This is a genomic window from Paenibacillus sp. CFBP13512 (genome assembly GCF_005233705.1).
In the GTDB taxonomy this organism is placed as follows: Bacteria; Bacillota; Bacilli; order Paenibacillales; family Paenibacillaceae; genus Saccharibacillus; species Saccharibacillus nuruki.
The window spans coordinates 435,741-456,291 of record NZ_QGAD01000002.1; the positions used below are offsets into that span (position 1 = coordinate 435,741).

A 20,551-nucleotide genomic window follows, 5' to 3' on the forward strand; every position below is an offset into this window, starting at 1 on the left:
ATGGGTTCAAATCGCATATTTGGCATCAAAAAAAGACTCTCGTTATGAGAGTCTTTCGTCTTTAATAGGTGAGTTACCTCTATGTCTACTACGCTTGTTCCACTTGACTCAAATTCTTACTACGAGACAACTGAATCGCTTTACCTACTTCATGCAAAATAAAATCAACCGAAGCTGGATCATGAACATCATATTGATCAATATTCAGACGCAATACCGGACATCCTGTAAATTCATTAATCCAAGTCGAATACCGCCCATGCATCTGCTCCCAATAGGAACGCTCTGTCTCAATCTCCATCTGGCGACCACGTAGCTCAATTCGGCTTAGAATCGATGGCAGACTGCCTTCCAAGTACACTAATACATCGGGATGCGGGAAATAAGGCGTCATCACCATCGCTTCGAATAGACTCGTATATGTCTCATAATCCGTTACAGACATGGTGCCTTTATCTGCATGCATTTTGGCAAAAATACCGGTATCTTCATAGATCGAACGATCTTGAACATAACCGCCACCTGCTTCAAAAATCGCTTTCTGCTCTTTAAATCGCTCTGCTAAAAAGTAGATCTGAAGATGAAAGCTCCACCGTTCGAAATCATGATAAAACTTTTCCAAATATGGATTGTGATCCACTTTTTCTAAAGATGTTTTGAAATTCAAGCGTTCTGCTAACACAGATGTTAATGTTGATTTACCTACACCTACAGTACCAGCGACAGTAATAAGTGCATTATCAGGTATGTTGTATTCGTTCATGTATAAGCTCCTTTAGATCAGAAGCAATCTGTGCGAAATGCTCCTTATTTTCCACAAAATCAATCAAATTGCCATCAATCGTAATGATCTGAGTCGATGGTTCATTAATCGCAATCGAAGCCATCGCTTCTTCATAATCAAGAATCAATTGTTCCAAATACGCTGTATCCATCGATTGTTCAAAAGTACGTTCCCGCTTTTTGATGCGATATAATAACGTTTCTAGATCAGCCCGGATATACAAAATAATATCAGGCTTAGGTAGATCATCGGTTAACAAATGGTAGATTTGACGGTATTTATCCCGTTGGACACCTTTCAGTGTACGTTCCGAAAAAATCAAATTCTTATAGATATGATAATCGGAAATAACAGGCTTATGATTGGCTATATATTGTAGTCCGGTATCTTCCAATTGCTTATAACGATTACAGAGAAAAAACATCTCTAGCTGAAAGCTCCATTCGTCGATATTCTCATAAAACTTACCGAGAAAAGGGTTTTCTTCTACAATTTCTTTGATAATCGAGATATTCATTTCCTGAGCTAACATCGTTGCAAGTGTTGTTTTACCAGCACCAATAGCGCCTTCTACAGCAATAAACGGGGTTTGTTTCATAGATGTGGATGTCCTTCCTGTTACAATAATCTTCAAACAGACTTATGTATTGTATCACAAGAAGAACGATTGTAGCTGTCTATGTTAAGAAGTTTTTTGCTCAATATAGGCTTCTAATAATTTGGCGAATCGTCCGATATGAATCGGCTTGGTAATATATTGTTCAAATCCAGCAGCTTTCCCTTTGCGAATATCTTCTTCCAGTACAAAAGCACTGATCGCCCATACGGGTATCGTCGATGTTCGAGAATCTGCTTTCAATTGAGTCAGACCTTCATATCCGTTCATGCCTAGAAAATGAATATCAGATAATATTAAAAAAGGTTGTGTTTGTATCGCCAATCCAATACCTTCTTGAATCGTAGATGCTTCTAACAACTCAACAGATGGCAATTTCTTTTTAATCAAATGACGCATCAGTAACATATTAACTCCATCATCTTCAATATATAGAATCTGGATTTTGGTAGGTTGCATGTAATCCTTCCTTTCTAAAAAAGAAAAAGCCGAAAAAGAGGTTGTTTCACCTCTTTTTCGGCTTAATTCCAGCGCATATATAATGTCTGTATCATTACCGTATATTTATATCGTTCAGTATTCTTTATTCTTCAAAAACATATACAACCATACTCTGATCACGTTCAAAGTTCCAATCCGCATACAGGTCGACTAATTTCTTTTGTAAAATACATTCCAGATCGACGTGTTGTTCTAACAACCGCTTTTCTAGTTTACGTTTGGTTGACTTCAATATATTTTCATAACCGAGATCAATTAATTCTTTTTCAAGTAATATGGTTATACCCTTTCGAAAGATAATTAACAATCTAGGATGAACCCACCAGGAGTCGATAAAAGCAGGTGTTTTCTGAACTTCAGCAGTTACTTTCATCACTTGATCATGGATTTCATTTTTCCCTTGATAATCTTCTGTCTCCATCCAGCTAGAACCGAACAAGCCAGCGATCACGCCGGAAGAATTGTGCAAACCCCAATCATAATACATATCTGTCACTTTCAAATCTAAATGGTCATTTAAAAACACTTTAAGCTCAGGTAACATAGATTTCATAATCAGTTCTCGTGTATAACGAAAAGCTTGTTCTTCCTCTTGGCTCAATAAAAATTCCTCTACCGGACTCAAAAAGTTCCGTAAATGAATCAAAATGCAGCGATCGGACAGAACAATATGTACTGATTCTGGTCCTTTACCAAAGCGTTTTCTTAGCATTTTACTAACAAAACTGGTTGCTTGGCTTACCAATTCATTGTATTGCATACCTTTGCCTCCATACGAATATACTCCATTTTGCTCTATCATTCACATGGAGTGTAAAGATCACAATACAATAAACTCAAATGTGCATATTCAATATAATGATATTCAAAAAGGAATTAAGATTCCCTTGCTAAAGTATTATAGCATTTTACGATGTTAACCACTAGCCCATTTCGTTATTCTTCAAACGTATACATAATCATACTATGATCGTTCTCAAAACTCCAATCCACATAAAGATCAGCTATTTTTTTGTTGAAAATAGGTTCGATCTGAATTTCCTGCTCTAATAACATTTTCTCGATTTTCCCTTTAGTCATCCGTAACATATTTTCATAACCCAGACCAATCAGTTCTTTTTCCAAAAGAATAGTGGTTCCTTTACGAAGAATAAATAATGTTTTGGAGTTGATCCACCAGGAGTCCATCCATGTCGGAGGTTTTTGCAATTCAGTCGTGGCTCTTATAATCTCACGATGTAATTCTTCTTTACCTTCATAGTCTTCTTGAGTAGCATTGAAATCATAATCCAGCAATCCTACAATCACTCCCGAAGCGTTATATATCCCCCAGTCATAGTACAGATCAACGACTTTTAATTCTAACTCTTCGGTCATAAAATTTCTAAGCTCAGGCAACATCGATTTCATAATCAATTCACGCGTATAACGAAAAGCTTGTTCTTCTTCCTGACTTAGCAAAAACTTTTCAACTGGACTTAAAAAGTTTTTGAGATGTAAAATGATACATTGTTCACATAAATACACAGATACCGCTTCAGGCCCCTTACCGAAACGATTTCTTAATAATTTTGTAGTATAACTTGTGGTTTGATTAATTAATTTTTTCCGATTCAATGATTACACTCCCAATATAATATCCCAGTTCCATTCCTAGATTTGGGTATGTTACATCATTTAGTATCTGTACAATGGCTATACAGATACTTGTACATCTGATTTAAAGTAAAAGATTTGACTTGGCAAAACATCACTCCTAGTTTACTAATTCGTATTTATAGTTCCAACCATTACCGTATTTTTAATTAACTTCACTATTTTTTGGATATCATATGGCTTCGTAATATACTTTTCAAATCCTGCATTCAGTCCATTTTTGATATCCGATTCAAAAACACTTGCGCTAACTGCCCAGATCGAAGTAGGTTCTTGAACCGTACATGATTTAATTTCTTTCAAAGCTGTAAATCCATCTTGATCAGGTAATCCTATATCTAATAAAATTAACGATAATTTACGCTCTTTAGCAATCTCGATACCTTGTCTAGCCGTCGTGGCTTCAATTAATTTGAGCGAAGGTAACTTTTTCAAAAAGATATGACGCATCAAGGCTAGATTAATTTCATCATCCTCAATATAAAGAACCTCATTTTGTACTTGGTTCATATTCATCGATATGCCTCCTTTAAATAAAAATAGACCGAAGAAAAGGTAGTTTCACCTGTTCTTCGGCCTAATTTCAGCGCATAATCATGTCTGAATCATTACCGATCATATATTCTTTATCGTTATATTATTTAAACGTATACACAAACGTACTATGATCTAGATCAAAATCCCAATCAATATAAATATCCGCCAATTTTTTGTCAAACAATTGACCTAAGTTCGTATTTTTTTTAAGCAATCCTTTTTCTAACTTTCGTTTAGCGACTCTCAATTGCTGTTCATATCCCAATTTAAACAGTTCTTTCTCTAGAAGTATGGTTATACCCTTTCGAAAGATAACTAAAATTTTGGAGTTGACCCACCATGAATCAATATAAGAGCTTCTTTTTTGAACGATGGAAGTGACATCAAGTATCTGATCATGTGCTTCTTGTTTGCCATTATAATCTATAGGTTCTTCAAAATGAGCCGTATCCAAGCCAACAATAATTCCCGAAGCGTTATGAATACCCCAATCATAATATAACTCATCTACCGTTAGATTTAAATCCTCATTCAAAAAATTCTTTAATTCAGGCAACATTGATTTCATGATCAATTCACGAGTGTAACGGAAAGCTTGTTCTTCTTCTTGATTTAACAAAAATTTTTCGACAGGGCTAATAAAATTGTTGAGATGAAAAATAACGCATTTGCCTGTTACATAGACTGATATAGATTCTGGACCTTTTCCGAAGCGGCTTCTTAATAACTTGGTCGTATAGCTAGTTGCTAAACTAACCAGTTGCTGATCATTCACTAGACACGCTCCTACCTGATCCTATATCTATTCAGTTTCATTAATAAATATAGGTACTACCTTTATTTACAAACAACTTATTTTACAATTATAACCAACTTCTCTATCAAAAATATATTTATTAGAATAATTAGTTCTTTTGTACGCATAATATGAATAGTATGATCCACAACTTTTGCTCATCACTGTCTATGGTCTTATAAAGAATAGTTTAAATTGTAGGCATTACATTACCGCCAGTGACAGGAATATAAGCACCTGTAATATAACTGGCTAGATCAGAAGCAAGAAAAACTACAACATTGGCGATCTCTTGATCGGTTCCTCTGCGTTGCAAAGGTACCTGACGAATGTACGCACTATCTTGCCTTTCAGAAGGGTCTATGCCAAGATCACGCTCGCTTAATGTCCAACCAGGAGCGACTTGATTGACTGTAATCTGATGCTCGCCTATTTCTTTGGCAAGAATGCGATAAATCCCGTCCATACCACGTTTTCCAGCTACATATGCTGATTGCGTCGGTCCATTTTGCATCGCACATTCCGTATTAATCCCGATCATTCTACCGTATCGTTGCTCTATCATATGAGGAACGAATACTTTAGCTAGATGGACGGCTTGTAACACCGTTGTCTGGAATTGATCTATATAATCCTGCATATTTTGTTCTAAAATAGATGTCCATTCATACTGCGAAACAGCATTACCTACAACAATATCAGGCATAACGAAATTTGTCGATAATGTATGCTTCATTTGAACTACATCATCCATGTTCCCTATATCTGCTTGGACAATAAAAACAGAACGTCCTAGCTGCTGCAATTCTTGTTGTAACAACGAAGCTTGTTCTTGATTACGAAAATAATGAAGAATCAGATTAGCACCACTTTGAGCCAATGTACGTGCCATAACACGACCTAACTGACCTGTTGCTCCTGTGACTAATGCTGTTTTACCACTCAAATCGATCGCAATCATAACGTGCCTCCCTATACTTCTACTTTTAGCTTAATAGGTCTTAGCGTTGTGGCATAATTCATTATTTATACAGATGTTAGAAATTATAGTATAAAAATAGGATCAAGTCCAAAACCTATAGAAATGATGCTTAAACGATATAGTACGGAATTACTTTATTTGGTAAAATGATTAAGATTATCGTATTTTGCTTGGCAAAAATCATTTTTTTATTTTATGTTGCCAAACGCTTAGGTAAGATATTTTGCTTTGCAAAAATCACTTTTTTATTTGACTCGGTCGCGTTTATGGGGCCAAACGCTTAGGAGGAATGAAGTTGAATAGGATAGTTAAATTGGGGTTGTGTCATACTTTGTTGATGGGTAGTCTTATTATGCCTGTATTGCCGTTTACCTCTTCGGTAGCTCAAGCTGCTACAAGTGGTGGGGTGAGCATTATGTTGGATGGGTATGCTTTGCCTTTTCCTGTTCAGCCTGTCGCTATTAAAGGGACAACGATGGTTCCATTCCGTGCGATATCAGAAGCGCTAGGGATTAACGTACAGTGGAATCAAGCTTCCAAAACGATTACAGCTTCCAAAAAAGAAGCTTCTACTACCAAAAAAGTCGTTTTAACGATGGGCAGTACACAAGCTACAGTCGATGGCAAAACTGTTTCTTTAGCGTTAGCACCACAGACGATTAGTAACAATACAATGATTCCACTCAGCTTCTTCAGTCAGCAATTCGGAGCAGGTGTGCAATGGAACCAAGCTACGAAGACTGTCTCGATTACGTCTCCTCAAGAAGATCTGTATACGATGGGATTCTACGCATTATCTTCATATGATGAGCGTGCGATGATTCCTGATTTTGATACGATGGCATTTGGTTGGAGTCGTATTGATCTGAATGGGAAATTCACGATTGCTGATACAGGCAAAGAATATCGCTGGCCTCAATCCGCAGGTGCTGATACACCAGAGTCGATTATTCAGAATACCGCAACACAAGGCACTTCACCTTATCTGATGGTCTATGCTGTTGATGGACATGGCGAATTGACCAAGAATTTGGAAGACCTTACTTTACAGCAACAAACGATCAAAGGTATTGTCGATACCGCTACGCAAAAAGGATTTAAAGGAATTGTACTCGATTTCGAAGGCTTAGGATTAACCGGAGATAAGCTTCAAGCGCAGAAAGACTATAATGCATTTATCAAAAACATAGCTACTCAAGCTCATCAAAAAAATCTTAAATTAACCGTTGTGCTTCACCCACTTAATAGCTCTTATCAAGGATATGATTATCGCACTTTAGGTACGTTAGCAGATGATATTATTATTATGGCATATGCCTATGATAATGAAAAAAGCCCTGAACCCCTTGCCAAAGTCGATGAAGCCATCACATTAGCATTAAAACAGATCAATAAAAATAAGCTGATTCTAGGTATTTCTTTAGGTAGCGAAAATGCTGATTCGGTCAATTCCAAAATCGGTCTAGCCAAACGTTATGATCTCAAAGGCATCTCGATCTGGCGATTAGGTATTGTAGGTCAAGCTGCATGGAATACTATACATGAATCTATCGAGTTTAATTGAGCTTAATATCTATTATTCAAAAGCTTTTTCCTTATATTTAGGAGAAAGTTTTTTTATTTAAATGATTATAATACATCCATTCATTCTCACGTTGTTATATGTTATATTGATACCCGTACTTATTTTCAGATCAAATAAAAGGAGATGTTACAGTGAAAAGTATAGCTATATTTTGCGGATCAAATGATGGAGCATTATCCGCTTATCGAGAACATGCTATCGCTTTAGGGCATGAGCTAGCTAATCGTGGCATTACACTAATCTATGGTGGGGCTAGTGTAGGATTGATGGGTGCAGTAGCTGATGCTGTTTTAGAAAAAGGGGGTAACGTGATCGGAATATTACCTTATTTTCTCCAGACTCGTGAAATCGCCCATAAACATCTGACTGAATTGATCGTTGTCGATTCTATGCATGAACGTAAAGCCAAAATGGCAGAAATGTCGGATGGATTTATCGTGTTACCCGGTGGTCCTGGTACGATGGAAGAATACTTCGAGATTTTTACATGGGCGCAATTAGGATTGCATGAGAAACCTTGTGGGCTGATGAATATAGAGCATTATTATGATCCATTAGTTGCCCTTTTCGATCAGATGGCGAATCAACGATTTATGCAACAAAAGTATCGGGAAATGGTAATCGTCGATACCACTCCTGAAGGCATACTGGATCAATTTGCTCATTATAAGCATCCATCGGTCAAAACGTATCTGACTGAAGATCGTACATAAATAATGATGTATCTATAAAAATAAAGAAGCAGCATCGTCCCTATTCGGAATGATCTGCTTCTTTGTTAGATACCCTTATTGTTTTCTCCATCTCGCAATACTCCAGATGAGCAGTGACAACAGCATAAAGACTCCGCCGGATAGACTCACAGCACTCCAACCGCCGATTTTCCACATATAACTACTTACGGACGAGCCGATTGCTCCACCGAGAAATGTACTCACCATCAACACCGTATTCAGACGGCTACGTGCACTATCATTTAAAGCATAGATCCGAGCTTGGTTAGAAACTTGTGCTCCTTGCACGCCTAGATCCAGTAGGACGATTCCGATCATAAGACCGATTAAGCTACCACCCCACCAGCCGAAAAAGGCAAAGGAAATCAGCGTGATCGTTATCATACACCCTATAATCCATTTGGGTTGTATACGATCTGCAATACGTCCCACTACAGGAGCACCTAATGCACCGACCACGCCCACCAGTCCGAATAAGCCTGCAATCTGACTACTATAATGATAAGGCTCTCCTTCAAGGTAAAAGCTAAGTGATGTCCAGAATACACTAAATGAAGCAAAATTCAGCGCACCAATCAGTGCACCTTCACGTAGCACAGCATACTGGCGAATCAATCCACCCATGGATACGACCAGTTCGTGATATGTCGATTTCATCAATGGCTCTACATGAGGTAATTTGCGTCGTAAAACGAGAAACAGGATGAACATTAAGATTGCTGCTATACCATACATCCAGCGCCATCCCCATGTGCCACCGATTAATCCTGAGATTGTTCGAGCTAGCAAGATGCCGAATAATAATCCACTCATCACGGTTCCGATTACTTTACCCCGCTGTTCTGGTGTAGCCAGTTGAGCTGAGAAAGGAACTAGAATCTGTGGAACAACAGTAGTCAGCCCTATCGCAAAGCTAGCAATATACATCCACACAATATGAGTAGAAACTGCCGCCGCTAACAGCGAGATCGTAACCAAAATCAACAAGGTTGAAATAAGCTTACGTCGCTCTCGAATATCACCTAAAGGTACAAATAGCAACATCCCTAACGCATATCCAATCTGTGTAAACGTAGAGATATATCCTGCTCGATCCCGACTAATACCGAATGAAGTCGCCATATCTGCAAGCAGTGGCTGATTATAGTATAAGTTAGCCACTGCTAACCCTGACGCAATCGCCATAATCCATAATAAACTTTGGCGGAGCACAAATGGTTGTGATTGTTCTGTATTCATAAGCGACCCCTTTATATTCATTTTCGCTTTATGATTATACCTTATAATTCAATTAATGATATTCAAAATTTGGTATATCCTTTTACAGTCCAAACAAAAAACTATATTCTACATAGCGCCATCTCAAACGCTATCTGAATATAGTTTTAATGATTCTATAATTTTGAATATGAAAATAATCGAGAATTAGGCTAGCACCTGAGCCACACTCACTTTGTCTCCTGCACGATCTGCTGACAACATCTCTGCCTCAACCAATTGTAATGAACGAAGTGTACTTTCAGGTGTTGCTTGTAACATCGGTTGCCCCTCTATGAGACATTCTATAAAATAACGAAGTTGACGATAATATCCTCGATCTGATGATAATTCAGCAATATAACCTGCACCATTATTCGGATTAACTTGTACGATATCGTTGATAAAGACAAGATTACCTTGTTCAAAATTGACCCGATAGCTCATCTCAAATCCATAATCCCCTTGTAGTGTCCAATCGACTTGAGCGTTAACCACTTTGCCATCTGCATAGATATAATTGGTCGATACCACATCATATCCGCTACCTGGAACAACATTTCGTGCTATCGAAGAGACATGCTCGGGCAAGCCAAAAATCCATTGAATCATATCGACATCATGAATATGCATATCTAGCATCGCTCCACCACTACGCTCTTTCTCGACAAACCATCCTTTAGGTGTTGCTCCGCCACGGAAAAATGTAGCACTGATCACTTGCCCTAACGATTGCTCGGTCACCACTTTTTGTAAATATTCATAAGCAGGCCAGAAGCGCAGACATTGCCCGATCATCAACTGCTTCTGATGAGCATGAGCCGCATCTACCATTTGTTGACCAGCAGACGTATGAATCGCCATCGGCTTCTCACAGAATACATGGTATCCACGGGCAAGAAGATCGCAAGCAATCGGAGCATGCAGGTCTGTTGGTAAAGTCAGATCAATCACATCCAATGACTCATCAGCCAGCATTTTCTCCAAATCATCATATAAATGGTAAGCCGATAGATCCATTTCTGCGTGATCTGTATCTGTTGCTATATTACCTGTCACGTTCTCATACTTTAATTCTTCAATACGTATATCGCAAATGGCTACAAGCTGTACATCTACACCTTCTGCTGCGAGCCGAACATAATTTTCAAAATGCATATGTCCCATCATTCCAAAACCAACCAATCCTACTTTAACCATAATTGACTCCTCCTTTATGCTAAAATTGCATCCATTGAATAAGACGTATTGTAAATGATTTGATTCGAATGGTATTTGTAGGCAGGGATCATTTCAGCAGTCACATAGTTGGTATAGCCTATTTTACGCAGAGTGGCAACAACAGCAGGATAATTAACATCACCAGCCAGCAAATCAACAAACCCTGCAAGTCCACCTACTTCACGTCGATAGTCTTTGAAATGTACCTTTTTGATATATTGCCCTAGAATCGCTATCCAGTGTTCAGGATAACCTGAATAGACTACATTGCCGACATCGAAATAAGAGCCAACATAATCAGAATGAATCTCATCTAGAAATGTTTTCATTTCAAGCGGTGAAAGAAAAAACTTATTCCATACATTTTCAATACCGATCTGTACACCGACAGCTTGCGCTTCTTTGGAGAGGGTACTAATTGCTTCAAGTGCTCGCTCGTAGGCGATATTATAAGCAACAACAGGGTAATCAGGGATAAAGTCTACTCCCACACCTCCGGGAATCACTAGAATCGTATCTACGTCTAGTGCGGCGGCTACTTCCAATTGCTTACGACAAATATCGATAGCTTGCTGACGAGTCGCTGGATCATCGCTAGTCATCGCATATTCCCAATATAGCCCTGTCGCTAATCCACTAATTTCTAAGCCTTCACTTGCCACTGTTTCACGAATCGCTGACAATTGTGAATCGGTAACATCTAGCCCTAATTCTCCTTCAGCATTAAGTGATAATTCGATCCCTGCAAAGCCTGCATCTTTTGCGATGTGTGCGCATTCTGCAATACTTAATTGATCCGAGAACGACCAGATATTAATTCCTTTTTTCACAATACCGCCTCCGATAGATAGTTGTTAATTACGAAGCAGAAAGGCTATAGATTTATTGATATATCAAGTGATTAACGTTATTCTATCAACAATAAGAGCAAATAGATTTAGAAGAAGGAGAGGTTTTTGTGGACAATTCCGGTTTTTCGCATCCGATGTTTTATCGTAAACAGCGCCTTGCTCCAATAGAACAATGGTCACCGAATATTCATTATGCTCAGCATCAGAAGTTACCTACAGGAATATTAGATCAGCGCATCATTTATGATTTTGAACTGTTATATGTACGTAAAGGGGAAGCAGTTACTCATTTTGAAGATGATAGTATTGTGATCCCAGCAGGGCATTTGTTATTGATTCCAGCAGGTGTTGCTCATCGTAACGAAGTCAGGTCTACGCCGAATGCCCATTTTATTGGTATTCATTTTGACTTTTTTCATGAGCTTCAGATTATACGAGATGAAGATTTAATCGTGAACGAACATAAGATTATTGATACCAAATTTGCAACTGAAGCGATAGCTGAAGGATTCGAGCCTCTTTCCAGTCAGCGTCTATATCTGCCTTCTCCCTCATGCGTGCAATTGATCGAACAACTGGTTCAAGAATTTACGATGCGTCCACCGGGTTATCTACTGGTCTGCAAAGCCTTATTACTACATATTCTCGGTCTACTTCTTCGATCTCAGAAATCGTATAATCATATGAAACCACCTGTACAAGGAGATCGAATCTTAGACATCATGAATCAGATCGAACTTTATCCTGCGGATCATTGGAGTAATGCTAGACTTGCCCATGAACTTAATATGAATGAGGATCATATGATCAAAGTATTTAAAAAAGTGGCGGGTATGCCTCCTGGAGAGTATGTACAGATGTTACGTCATCGTGAAGCAAGGCGATTATTGCGAGAAACCAACGGATCTATCGAAGAAATAGGGCGACAAGTCGGTTATCACGATATTCATTATTTCAGCCGTATTTTTCGTAAAAGTGAAGGCATTCCTCCGCGGGCTTATCGTAATTTGTCACGGATATTGTAATGTCCTCTCGGATATTAATGCACTCTATGATTAAGACAACTATGATGAGCGTATACATATCCAAATCAAGCACAAAAACGGCTACCTTGTAAGATAGCCGTTCTCAGGTAAAAATTATATAGGATTCACACACTACTTCTATCAAACAGATACTTACAACTTAATAACCAATCTTAATGCTCTCATTCTCAACAGCTACGCCCTGCGATAACGTTAACGACAGACGTTGTTCTTCTGAGAAGCCAATCGTTTCCCCATGCTCTAAAGTCACATCGTAACTAATAATGTAATCGACAATCATCATCGTAAATTCAAAGACATCACTTAGTGGATGCTCGGAATGAATGATTTCGATTTCGTATTTTCCGAAATTTTGCAGACCTCTTGTATATGCAGAGCGACCTTGCTCATCTTGATATAATCCGATAAAGACCCATAATTGTACAGGTAATTCTTCGTCTTTCAACATTTGAGCACTTTCGACATAGCTCTCCGCAGACACGACCATCGGTTGCATATAGAACGCTAAAGCATCTTTCATCTGCATCAGACTGCTTACGATTTGTGTAAAGAGTAAATGCCCTGCAATCGGATTCGGTGCACCGGATACACTTACGATCACATGAGAACGATGAGTCGCTACCACTTGCTCTGCTTCTGGCCATAGCAGATTATACTGACAGCATTCTTCTACTTCACGGTTAGGAATCGGTGCTGGCATATGAGCAACCACCACCTGCATCCCTTCCACTTCAAAAACGATATTTTCTTCATTCGGCTGATTTTCAATCACGATTTCTGCATCTTTATGTAAATAACTTATAAAGGATTCCCAGTCACAAGTCTCACTGCTGAGTAAGGCAAATCCAAGCAACATCGGTGTCTGCCACGAATCCGCTTGATCTGGCAATGCGGTCGACATCGGAACGATATTATTATATTCTGAAGATGATGTTGTTTCTTCTTTATTTTTACGAAATTTATCAAAAATACCCATAGTGTGATACTCCTTCGCAGATCGTATAGTGGTTCGATTTCACAAAATATAAACCTGTGCATATTGTAGCAGGAATGCGATCAATATTCACTTGTGTTCCTTTATTTGATATAGATGCACTCATAATGATATAAAAAAAGAAGAGCAATCTGCTCTTCTTTTAGCGTACGAATGAAAGTCTAATGATTGTGCTACAATTACTCAGCATTCTCAAAAGCAGCTTCAACTTGTGGAATAATATCATCCCAGCTCGCATCAGGTAATTTACTTATCGTTACAAAATCACGCATCCCAAAAATATTATCAACACCGTCGATACTGATCAATGCGCTTGCTAGTGGATGATCTGTGCTATCACCTGCTTTAAGCGAAGTGCTAGCTGGACCTTCAAAGATATGTTGATTGGCATTAATTTTGACCGCGTTCGGGTTAGGTGTGTTCTGGATACTCATTTCGATAGCCATAGGGTAATTCCTCCTGATAGTTGGATTAGGGAGTAGATGTTGGTACTAAACAGATCATCTTACTTGGTATCGTAAGATTCCCATTTTGCTTTTAACCAGTTGTCGAACTCTTCGCCTTTTTCGCCTTCATACGTGTTGTAGATATCTGCACGCATTTTTTGCAATTTCACTTTGAAATCTTCAAAGCTATGATCTTTAGGCAAGCTCTTTTTGATACGAATCAATGTTTTAGTTAATCCTTTGAACAATTCAGGCTTCGCTTTAGATGGTTGTTGTACATCTTGTCCTAGACCTCGCAATTGCTTATACGCTGCATCTTGCACAGCATATACTGGATCATTGTTCATCATATGCGTAAGCAGATCAATAATCGGCTGGTGGTTGTATTGTCCTAATTCATTGACAGCGTTTAGACGCTCCTGCCAATCGGATTTGCGGTGAGCCGCTTTTTTTAATTCTTCATAATTTTCTGGTAATTCAAATGACGTACTTTCGAAATGTGATTCTTCTGTCAAAACATTCAATCCCCTTCTATTTTCAAATCCCGTTACTCTTTATTATAATTCAGCTTCTATCTCGATTGAAAGACATTTCGCTGAAAATAACAGTTAATCTGTACTTTTAGTGGTCGGTGTAGACTTGGAATTGCCTTTTTTATCTTTGTCTGCTCTTGTTGCATAAGGTTTAGGTGCACTTTTGGTTTTTTTAGCGCTAGCTTGCCAGCGATTCCAACCTTTTTTGCCCGTTCCGCGACCTGTTCCACCTTTGCTTTTTGCGTTAGCCAAAATATCACTCCGTTAGATGTAATACATAAATCTGCCTGTACGTACAGACATCCCTATGCTTCTTTGTTCTATTGTATCAAACCCTGCCCTATATCACCACCAACTGGAAAAACAAACATCACTTATGTTAAATTTAATATTGATATGTTGAGGCGAATATTAAAGGTTATGGAATAGGAGATATATAGGCATGCGCAAAGTAGGATTATTTATTTATTTAATTCCCATCATTGTGATCAGTATGATTGCATGGAATGATTATGCCGGCGGAATCGAAGAATTGCAAAACAATCCGTCTGCTGTACATGATATCTTTTATTTGGATCAAGGTCGAAAAATAGTAAGTATTGCGGATGGTGAAAAAGGTCTGCGAGGGATGATCTATAATGTAAGCAATCATCAATTGGAGAAAGAAATCCCGTTCGTTTCCGATATATTCAAAGACACTGCTGTCGCTTATCAGAATAAGCAATTGGTTGTTGCAACAAAAGACAGTAATGATGTTCTGTCTGTTCATTTGATTGATGCCGATGGAAATAGTAAACAACTGAATCGTAATTCATTGAAAGTGAACGACTATTTGAAAAACAGTACATATACATGGCGTAACCGACTGATCGTGATCAATGATGATTGGACGAATAAAAATCAAACAGCTTCCATGTCCGAAATACAAAATGGACAACTACATTCTGTCGATTTGAGCGATCCTTCTTTGTTGCCTGCTAGACCTACTTCTATAGATGCTAGTTCTAATAGCTTTGAAAGTGATGTCGCCATTCCGATGCTGGTAGCTACGCTTAAAGATGGCACTTCTGCTTATATCAGTGGTATTTTGGATGATCAGTATCGCCCTGCTATCTATCTTGCTAAAGCTGATCAAACGAGCTTTGAAGCCGAAAAACAAGCTCAACAACAGTTTGTGCAACATTTCCAAGCGAATCCAACACGTTTATTACAAGTAGAAAGCGATAATCCAAAACAAGTTCGTTTTTACAATCAAGCAACAGATCAAATAGGCGCATTACTGCCTACGCCTCAACCTGTGTATCAAGCTCAGATCGTATTGCTGAATGATCAGGAAGTGCTTATAACAGGTTCAACAAACAAAAATGAAGCGGACGGCAAATTAATAGGTTATATTTATAATGAAAAAACAAAACAATTTACAGATATCGCTCCACTTCTCACTAACAAAACCTATGATCAATTAACCAATGTCAATTTCACCTTCTATAAAGAAAATACGACCACACCACTTTATTATTCAGATACCGATGCTTCGGCAGGTTGGTTCGATCCACAAAGTAATACCGTTACCCAGATGACAACAGCTGAAGTAGAGCAATGGCAAGGAAATGATCCTGCTAAGCAAAAGTCGTGGCATGGGTTTCTAGCATATCTTTTGGAAGGTGGTCCGATTATATTTAATCTATTGATATGGTTGCTTATTCCTTTGATTTTATTGATCATTCCGCTCATTATTCATTTCGTATTACGTAGACGCAAAGCCAAGCAACTTCAGACAGGAATCGTAACGCAAGCAACGATTATTGCTCGTATGGAGACAGGAACCTATATCAACGATCAACCGCAAGTTCGATTTACTGTTCAATTCGAAGATGAAGGTGTATTACGTAAATTAGATATCAAAAAAGTAGTTGCTTACCTACAGATGCCATCGATTGGCGATTCTGCGATGATCAGCTATGATCGCCGTAAACAGACAGCTATTTTTCTAACAACCGAAGATATTCCAGCACAACCACCATCTCAAATCCTTTATAACGCTGTGCTTCAAAAAATTGATACTTATGATCCAGTCAATCGAGGTCAAGCATTATTGCTACATTTTGAATTGGATGGTCAGACTTATTCTGTTCCGGTAGTACAACCAAGTGGATTCCACTATCGTCTAGGCGACCAAGCGAATCTGATCCAAATTGGAGGTATGACTCGTCTACTCAGCTATGGTGTACTGACTGATTTGAACAAAACAGACGAGCTTACACTACAAGGTGAAATTATTGGTATTCAGTCTTTTCCCGTTCATATTCAGCAACGGCAATTGATGCTGTTGGAAGTATTAGTAACTCAAGACAACCAACGTATTCAGAAGGTCAGCAGTCAATATGTGCCTGCACAATTAGCTTTGTCTGTCGGCAATCAACTTCCAGTGACTGTAAAGCAAAATGAATTCCAACGTGATCTACGCTTGATGCAAGGCAAGCAAGGAAGTGCTCAAGTCATCGCTGTAACCTTTAATGGAACTACAGGAGAGCGCCCAATCGCACGCATCACGGCACAGCGTGGTGGTTCAGAGTATGTATTAGAACAATCGATTGAACCTGTGTATGGCGTAGAAGTAGGCGATGAATTGTGGATTGCTTATGATGAACAGACACGAGAAGCGATGATTGTGAAGTATGCTTCGATGTAGATAGATTTTAGACAAATTAAGAATATAAAATAAAAAACCTTCTTCTTTGCATGTGCAGAGTGAGAAGGTTTTTTTTATACTATCATTTTAACTAAACGTAGCGAAATAAGCTTTGGATAAAAACAACATAGCTACCATCACTAGACTAGCTATGACATAACCTGATGTTCCTTTGGCTCCTTCTTTTTTCAAAAACAATCCGCCTACTGTCGTTCCGAGTAAAAGTATCCCAGGACTTGCGATTATCAACGCTAATAAAATACCCGTCAAAGGAAATCCGTGTGCAAAATAATGACTCACTTGAATAAACATAAATACAACAGATGCTAAATGAAATAGCGCTACTGCTCCCCACAACCACTTAAACCATTTCATCATATTTATTCCTCAATTCATTATTTACAAATATATTCGATTTTTAAATACATTTATTACTAATAATTTATTTTTTCTCCTTTTTTTCATTTGAAAGGCTCCACCTTTTGAATACCGATTTGCTTGATAATTTCGTTAACTCGCTCTATATACTGTTGACTCTCTGCATCTATTTTCTCATCTGTATAAGGAAGTTGAGCGCCTAATTCTTTAATTTTGAAAAGCTTCATGATATACAAAATACGCTGTTCACATTCCATAGAGGGTTTCTTTTGTGTGATCGCTGCATCTATCGTTTTGATGTTTAATGTCTCACCTTTTACAAAGCGGTCTTGTACATTGTGCTTCACTTTCACTACAGCTTCTTCGCCTGTCTGGAGTGCATCGTTTATCCATTTCATAGCTTGATCGTAGACATCTGACTGTCCTTCTTCACGAGCGATTCGTGCTTGCAAAATCAATGCATGCTCTACCCATGTCCAATAATCATAATTTTCTGCAAACGGAATCTGGGACAGTTCATCCAGTAACTCTTTGATCTGTGGCTTCTGATCGCTTTGAGTGATATATAAGAGATAACTTAATTTCACCAATGCCGCCAGATACGCTTTTTGGATCTTTTTATATTTGGCTGGAATCTGCTCTATGTATGAATGTAGTTCTGCTTTCTTTTCGATACGGGTAAATACTTCTTTTAATTGCATCGTAATCCCCTCCATCTGAAATATAGCTTTATTATATTCTAGTTGCTTCCACTTCTTCATGATCTTAACATAAAGCCACAACCTTTTCTCGAAACAATGTGAGAAGGTCGTGGCTCTATTGGTTGTTATATTTGCTAATTATCGTTGTGCGATATAAAGATAGTATACCTGATCTAGTCGAAAATTATACTTTGCAGAAAGCGATCAATTGTTGTAATTCTTCTGCTAACTGTGATAGATGACGAGCAGATGAAGCTACATCTTCCATTGTAGATAACTGTTCTTCACTAGCCGCATTCATTTCATCAATACCCGCAGAACCTTGCTGTGATAGTGCACTTAAATGTTCCATCGCTTCGGCAACTTTTTGAGTTTCTTGAGTGGCATTATTGATTAATGTATTTGTTGAATTGGTTTGTTGGACAGTTGTATTAATAGATTGCTGAATCGCTTCAAATGCAACTGTGACCCGTTGTCCTCCATCAATACTAGCTTGAACACTGTGTACAGAACCTTTTGCTTTATCGACAGCACTTTGACTTTCTTGTTGTACATCTTTGATCAAGCTAGTAATTGTAGTGGAAGAGCTCGCTGAACTTTCAGCCAGTTTACGGATTTCATCAGCAACTACGGCAAATCCTCGTCCAGCATCACCTGCACGCGCGGCTTCAATAGAAGCGTTAAGTGCTAATAGATTGGTTTGTTGAGCGATCTGCTGAATAGCGGAAGAAGCAAATCCAATCTGCTCTGATTTCGCATTTAGATTCGTAAGCACATTTAATGTAGAATGAATATCGCTTGATAATTGTTCAATACGATTTGTAATATCTCGTACTTCATCAATTCCTTTTTCAGCAGTTTGTTGCATGTTTTCGGTCATTTCGCCCACTTGTTGGCTCGTATGAGAGATTTGATCCATCTGACGTGCCATTCCATTTACCGAATCTGTCACTTGAATAACTGTTTGGGTCTGGGAGGTAAAGCCAGTTGCTAATTCGCCAGAAGACGTAGCAATATGAGAAGAAGCCTGTGCTGTTTGCTCTGCACTAGCGGTTAACTCTTCCGAAGATGCAGACAGCGTCATTGCACTTTCATCTACACTTTTAATAATTTTACGCATACTTGCTATAAGCGTATTAAAAGCGGTAGCAACCTGACCAATTTCATCTTTTGCCTGGTAATCTGCTGCTGTTGTAAGATCCCCTTGAGCCGCTTGATTCATCAATTGTTGAACTTTACGTAATGGACGTGAAATAAGTAATGCAATCCATAAGCCGACTAACAAAGACACGAGCAATCCAATAATAATAAAAGTAACCATAACTATAGTAGACCGACTATACGTATTATCAGCCGTAACTTTACTTTGATTGGCTTCATTTACCATACTGGTACGCAAAGTATCTAAATATTTATTCAAAGTAATACGTGTATTTTCTAAATCAGTGTAATTTGACTGAGCAGTCGTAAGATCGCCTGCACCTACCGCATCTAAAATATTCTGCCGAGCGTCTGAAAATGCTATATTTGTTTCTGTAAGATTAGCTAAATTTTGCTGATTTTCAGGACTAAGAGTCGTTTGTTTAAGCAATTCGTATTGTTTACCTGTATCCGAAGCTGTCGTAGCCACTTCTTTTATCAATGTTTCTCTTTCCGTCATATCTGTTGTACGCGTAAGTATTAATAGGCGTTTGGCATTGTTACTATAATTAATAATAATCTGATCCATAGCCATCACAGGTTTCATATTTTTCTCGTACATATCTGTTGCAATGTTAGACATTTGTTTTGTTGAAGTCGTACCGTTAAAGCCTAAAGCAAGCAATAATAGTAGATTAATAATAATTAAAATTACAATTTTGGTACGAACACTTAGATTCTTCATATTCAATAAACCCCTCTGAAAGTTTTTTAGTTTTTATTAGTAATGCCTGATTGTGTATTACTTCATATCACCAACCTCTATCTATGATGTTTATCTAATTAGAATTTTGAAGTATATCGTTATTCAAACTAATGACTTAGCAGCTTAAATTTTGATCAATTAAGACTTTAGCAATACATTAGCTTCAAATTTAATTATAGTTATATGTCGGTAGTACTAATTTAAATATGTATAGCAAATCCACCATTTGTTGTAAAAAATATTATTTTGTCGTTTATTGACGAATAAAAGCACAAAAAAACTCCTTAATCATAAGGAGTTTTTTTGTGCTTTTATTTTTTATAGATTAACTATTG

22 protein-coding genes are annotated in these 20,551 nt (G+C 38.0%); 4 read left to right on the plus strand and 18 right to left on the minus strand.

Going from position 1 to position 20,551, the window contains the following annotated elements; genetic code table 11:
- Window positions 1–88 precede the first annotated feature (88 nt).
- From PaeCFBP13512_RS04145 to PaeCFBP13512_RS04180, 8 genes are all read right to left on the minus strand, one after another.
- Window positions 89–763 carry a deoxynucleoside kinase gene (locus PaeCFBP13512_RS04145; RefSeq protein ID WP_069326800.1) on the minus strand — a complete coding sequence of 225 codons (675 nt, stop codon included), beginning with the start codon at window positions 761–763 and terminating at the stop codon, window positions 89–91.
- The gene (locus PaeCFBP13512_RS04150; RefSeq protein WP_069326801.1) at window positions 741–1,382 is read right to left on the minus strand and encodes a deoxynucleoside kinase; all 642 of its coding nucleotides are present in this window, start codon (window positions 1,380–1,382) and stop codon (window positions 741–743) included. The genes PaeCFBP13512_RS04145 and PaeCFBP13512_RS04150 overlap by 23 nt, the downstream gene beginning before the upstream one ends.
- 84 nt (window positions 1,383–1,466) lie before the next feature.
- Complete coding sequence (locus tag PaeCFBP13512_RS04155; RefSeq protein ID WP_069326802.1) at window positions 1,467–1,859, minus strand: response regulator; 393 nt, start codon at window positions 1,857–1,859, stop codon at window positions 1,467–1,469.
- Window positions 1,860–1,983: 124 nt separating this feature from the next.
- A complete protein-coding gene (locus PaeCFBP13512_RS04160) occupies window positions 1,984–2,703 on the minus strand; it encodes a Na-translocating system protein MpsC family protein (protein ID WP_241669266.1) in 720 nt (239 codons plus the stop codon).
- 134 nt (window positions 2,704–2,837) lie between these two features.
- The gene (locus tag PaeCFBP13512_RS04165; protein WP_069326804.1) at window positions 2,838–3,518 is read right to left on the minus strand and encodes a DUF2294 domain-containing protein; all 681 of its coding nucleotides are present in this window, start codon (window positions 3,516–3,518) and stop codon (window positions 2,838–2,840) included.
- Window positions 3,519–3,665: 147 nt separating this feature from the next.
- Entirely contained in the window at window positions 3,666–4,073 is a 408-nt protein-coding gene (locus PaeCFBP13512_RS04170; RefSeq protein ID WP_137221343.1) for a response regulator, read from the minus strand.
- Between the two features lie 121 nt (window positions 4,074–4,194).
- Entirely contained in the window at window positions 4,195–4,869 is a 675-nt protein-coding gene (locus PaeCFBP13512_RS04175) for a Na-translocating system protein MpsC family protein (protein WP_069326806.1), read from the minus strand.
- Window positions 4,870–5,080: 211 nt separating this feature from the next.
- Window positions 5,081–5,851 (minus strand): SDR family NAD(P)-dependent oxidoreductase, encoded by a 771-nt coding sequence (locus tag PaeCFBP13512_RS04180; protein WP_175425135.1) that lies wholly within the window; start codon window positions 5,849–5,851, stop codon window positions 5,081–5,083.
- 373 nt (window positions 5,852–6,224) lie between these two features.
- Between PaeCFBP13512_RS04180 and PaeCFBP13512_RS04185 the strand changes: the two genes are divergently transcribed.
- Together PaeCFBP13512_RS04185 and PaeCFBP13512_RS04190 are read left to right on the plus strand one after the other, a co-directional pair.
- Complete coding sequence (locus PaeCFBP13512_RS04185; protein WP_441343316.1) at window positions 6,225–7,436, plus strand: stalk domain-containing protein; 1,212 nt, start codon at window positions 6,225–6,227, stop codon at window positions 7,434–7,436.
- 152 nt (window positions 7,437–7,588) lie between these two features.
- Window positions 7,589–8,170: a TIGR00730 family Rossman fold protein gene (locus tag PaeCFBP13512_RS04190; RefSeq protein ID WP_137221344.1), complete on the plus strand. Its 582-nt coding sequence runs from the start codon at window positions 7,589–7,591 to the stop codon at window positions 8,168–8,170.
- A 75-nt stretch (window positions 8,171–8,245) separates the two neighbouring features.
- Here the strand turns inward: PaeCFBP13512_RS04190 and PaeCFBP13512_RS04195 are convergent, their stop codons facing one another.
- The 3 genes from PaeCFBP13512_RS04195 to PaeCFBP13512_RS04205 all read right to left on the minus strand — a co-directional run bounded on the left by PaeCFBP13512_RS04195 (window position 8,246) and on the right by PaeCFBP13512_RS04205 (window position 11,499).
- On the minus strand, window positions 8,246–9,430 hold the full coding sequence (locus tag PaeCFBP13512_RS04195) for an MFS transporter (protein ID WP_137221346.1): 1,185 nt from the start codon (window positions 9,428–9,430) through the stop codon (window positions 8,246–8,248).
- A 186-nt stretch (window positions 9,431–9,616) separates the two neighbouring features.
- Complete coding sequence (locus tag PaeCFBP13512_RS04200; protein WP_137221349.1) at window positions 9,617–10,648, minus strand: Gfo/Idh/MocA family protein; 1,032 nt, start codon at window positions 10,646–10,648, stop codon at window positions 9,617–9,619.
- Window positions 10,649–10,662: 14 nt separating this feature from the next.
- Complete coding sequence (locus PaeCFBP13512_RS04205; protein ID WP_137221351.1) at window positions 10,663–11,499, minus strand: sugar phosphate isomerase/epimerase family protein; 837 nt, start codon at window positions 11,497–11,499, stop codon at window positions 10,663–10,665.
- Window positions 11,500–11,627: 128 nt separating this feature from the next.
- On the opposite strand from PaeCFBP13512_RS04205, the gene PaeCFBP13512_RS04210 reads away from it, so the two are divergent.
- Window positions 11,628–12,545: an AraC family transcriptional regulator gene (locus PaeCFBP13512_RS04210; RefSeq protein ID WP_241669267.1), complete on the plus strand. Its 918-nt coding sequence runs from the start codon at window positions 11,628–11,630 to the stop codon at window positions 12,543–12,545.
- Between the two features lie 160 nt (window positions 12,546–12,705).
- Here PaeCFBP13512_RS04210 and PaeCFBP13512_RS04215 read toward each other — a convergent pair whose 3' ends face one another.
- The 4 genes from PaeCFBP13512_RS04215 to PaeCFBP13512_RS04230 all read right to left on the minus strand — a co-directional run bounded on the left by PaeCFBP13512_RS04215 (window position 12,706) and on the right by PaeCFBP13512_RS04230 (window position 14,791).
- Window positions 12,706–13,542, minus strand: coding sequence for a DUF4261 domain-containing protein (locus PaeCFBP13512_RS04215; protein ID WP_137221353.1), 837 nt, complete (start codon window positions 13,540–13,542; stop codon window positions 12,706–12,708).
- A 197-nt stretch (window positions 13,543–13,739) separates the two neighbouring features.
- Entirely contained in the window at window positions 13,740–14,006 is a 267-nt protein-coding gene (locus PaeCFBP13512_RS04220) for a NifU N-terminal domain-containing protein (protein WP_069326812.1), read from the minus strand.
- Between the two features lie 59 nt (window positions 14,007–14,065).
- Window positions 14,066–14,521 (minus strand): HEAT repeat domain-containing protein, encoded by a 456-nt coding sequence (locus PaeCFBP13512_RS04225; protein WP_069326813.1) that lies wholly within the window; start codon window positions 14,519–14,521, stop codon window positions 14,066–14,068.
- A gap of 93 nt (window positions 14,522–14,614) precedes the next feature.
- Window positions 14,615–14,791: a DUF3934 family protein gene (locus PaeCFBP13512_RS04230; protein ID WP_069326814.1), complete on the minus strand. Its 177-nt coding sequence runs from the start codon at window positions 14,789–14,791 to the stop codon at window positions 14,615–14,617.
- A 190-nt stretch (window positions 14,792–14,981) separates the two neighbouring features.
- Here PaeCFBP13512_RS04230 and PaeCFBP13512_RS04235 point away from each other — a divergent pair, with 190 nt between their 5' ends.
- A complete protein-coding gene (locus PaeCFBP13512_RS04235; protein WP_137221355.1) occupies window positions 14,982–17,231 on the plus strand; it encodes a hypothetical protein in 2,250 nt (749 codons plus the stop codon).
- Between the two features lie 87 nt (window positions 17,232–17,318).
- Here the strand turns inward: PaeCFBP13512_RS04235 and PaeCFBP13512_RS04240 are convergent, their stop codons facing one another.
- From PaeCFBP13512_RS04240 to PaeCFBP13512_RS04250, 3 genes are all read right to left on the minus strand, one after another.
- Complete coding sequence (locus tag PaeCFBP13512_RS04240) at window positions 17,319–17,606, minus strand: hypothetical protein (RefSeq protein ID WP_137221357.1); 288 nt, start codon at window positions 17,604–17,606, stop codon at window positions 17,319–17,321.
- Window positions 17,607–17,692: 86 nt separating this feature from the next.
- Window positions 17,693–18,310, minus strand: a complete 618-nt coding sequence (locus PaeCFBP13512_RS04245; protein ID WP_137221359.1) for a DUF6707 family protein — start codon at window positions 18,308–18,310, stop codon at window positions 17,693–17,695.
- 184 nt (window positions 18,311–18,494) lie between these two features.
- Window positions 18,495–20,195, minus strand: coding sequence for a methyl-accepting chemotaxis protein (locus tag PaeCFBP13512_RS04250; RefSeq protein WP_069326818.1), 1,701 nt, complete (start codon window positions 20,193–20,195; stop codon window positions 18,495–18,497).
- Window positions 20,196–20,551 lie beyond the last annotated feature (356 nt).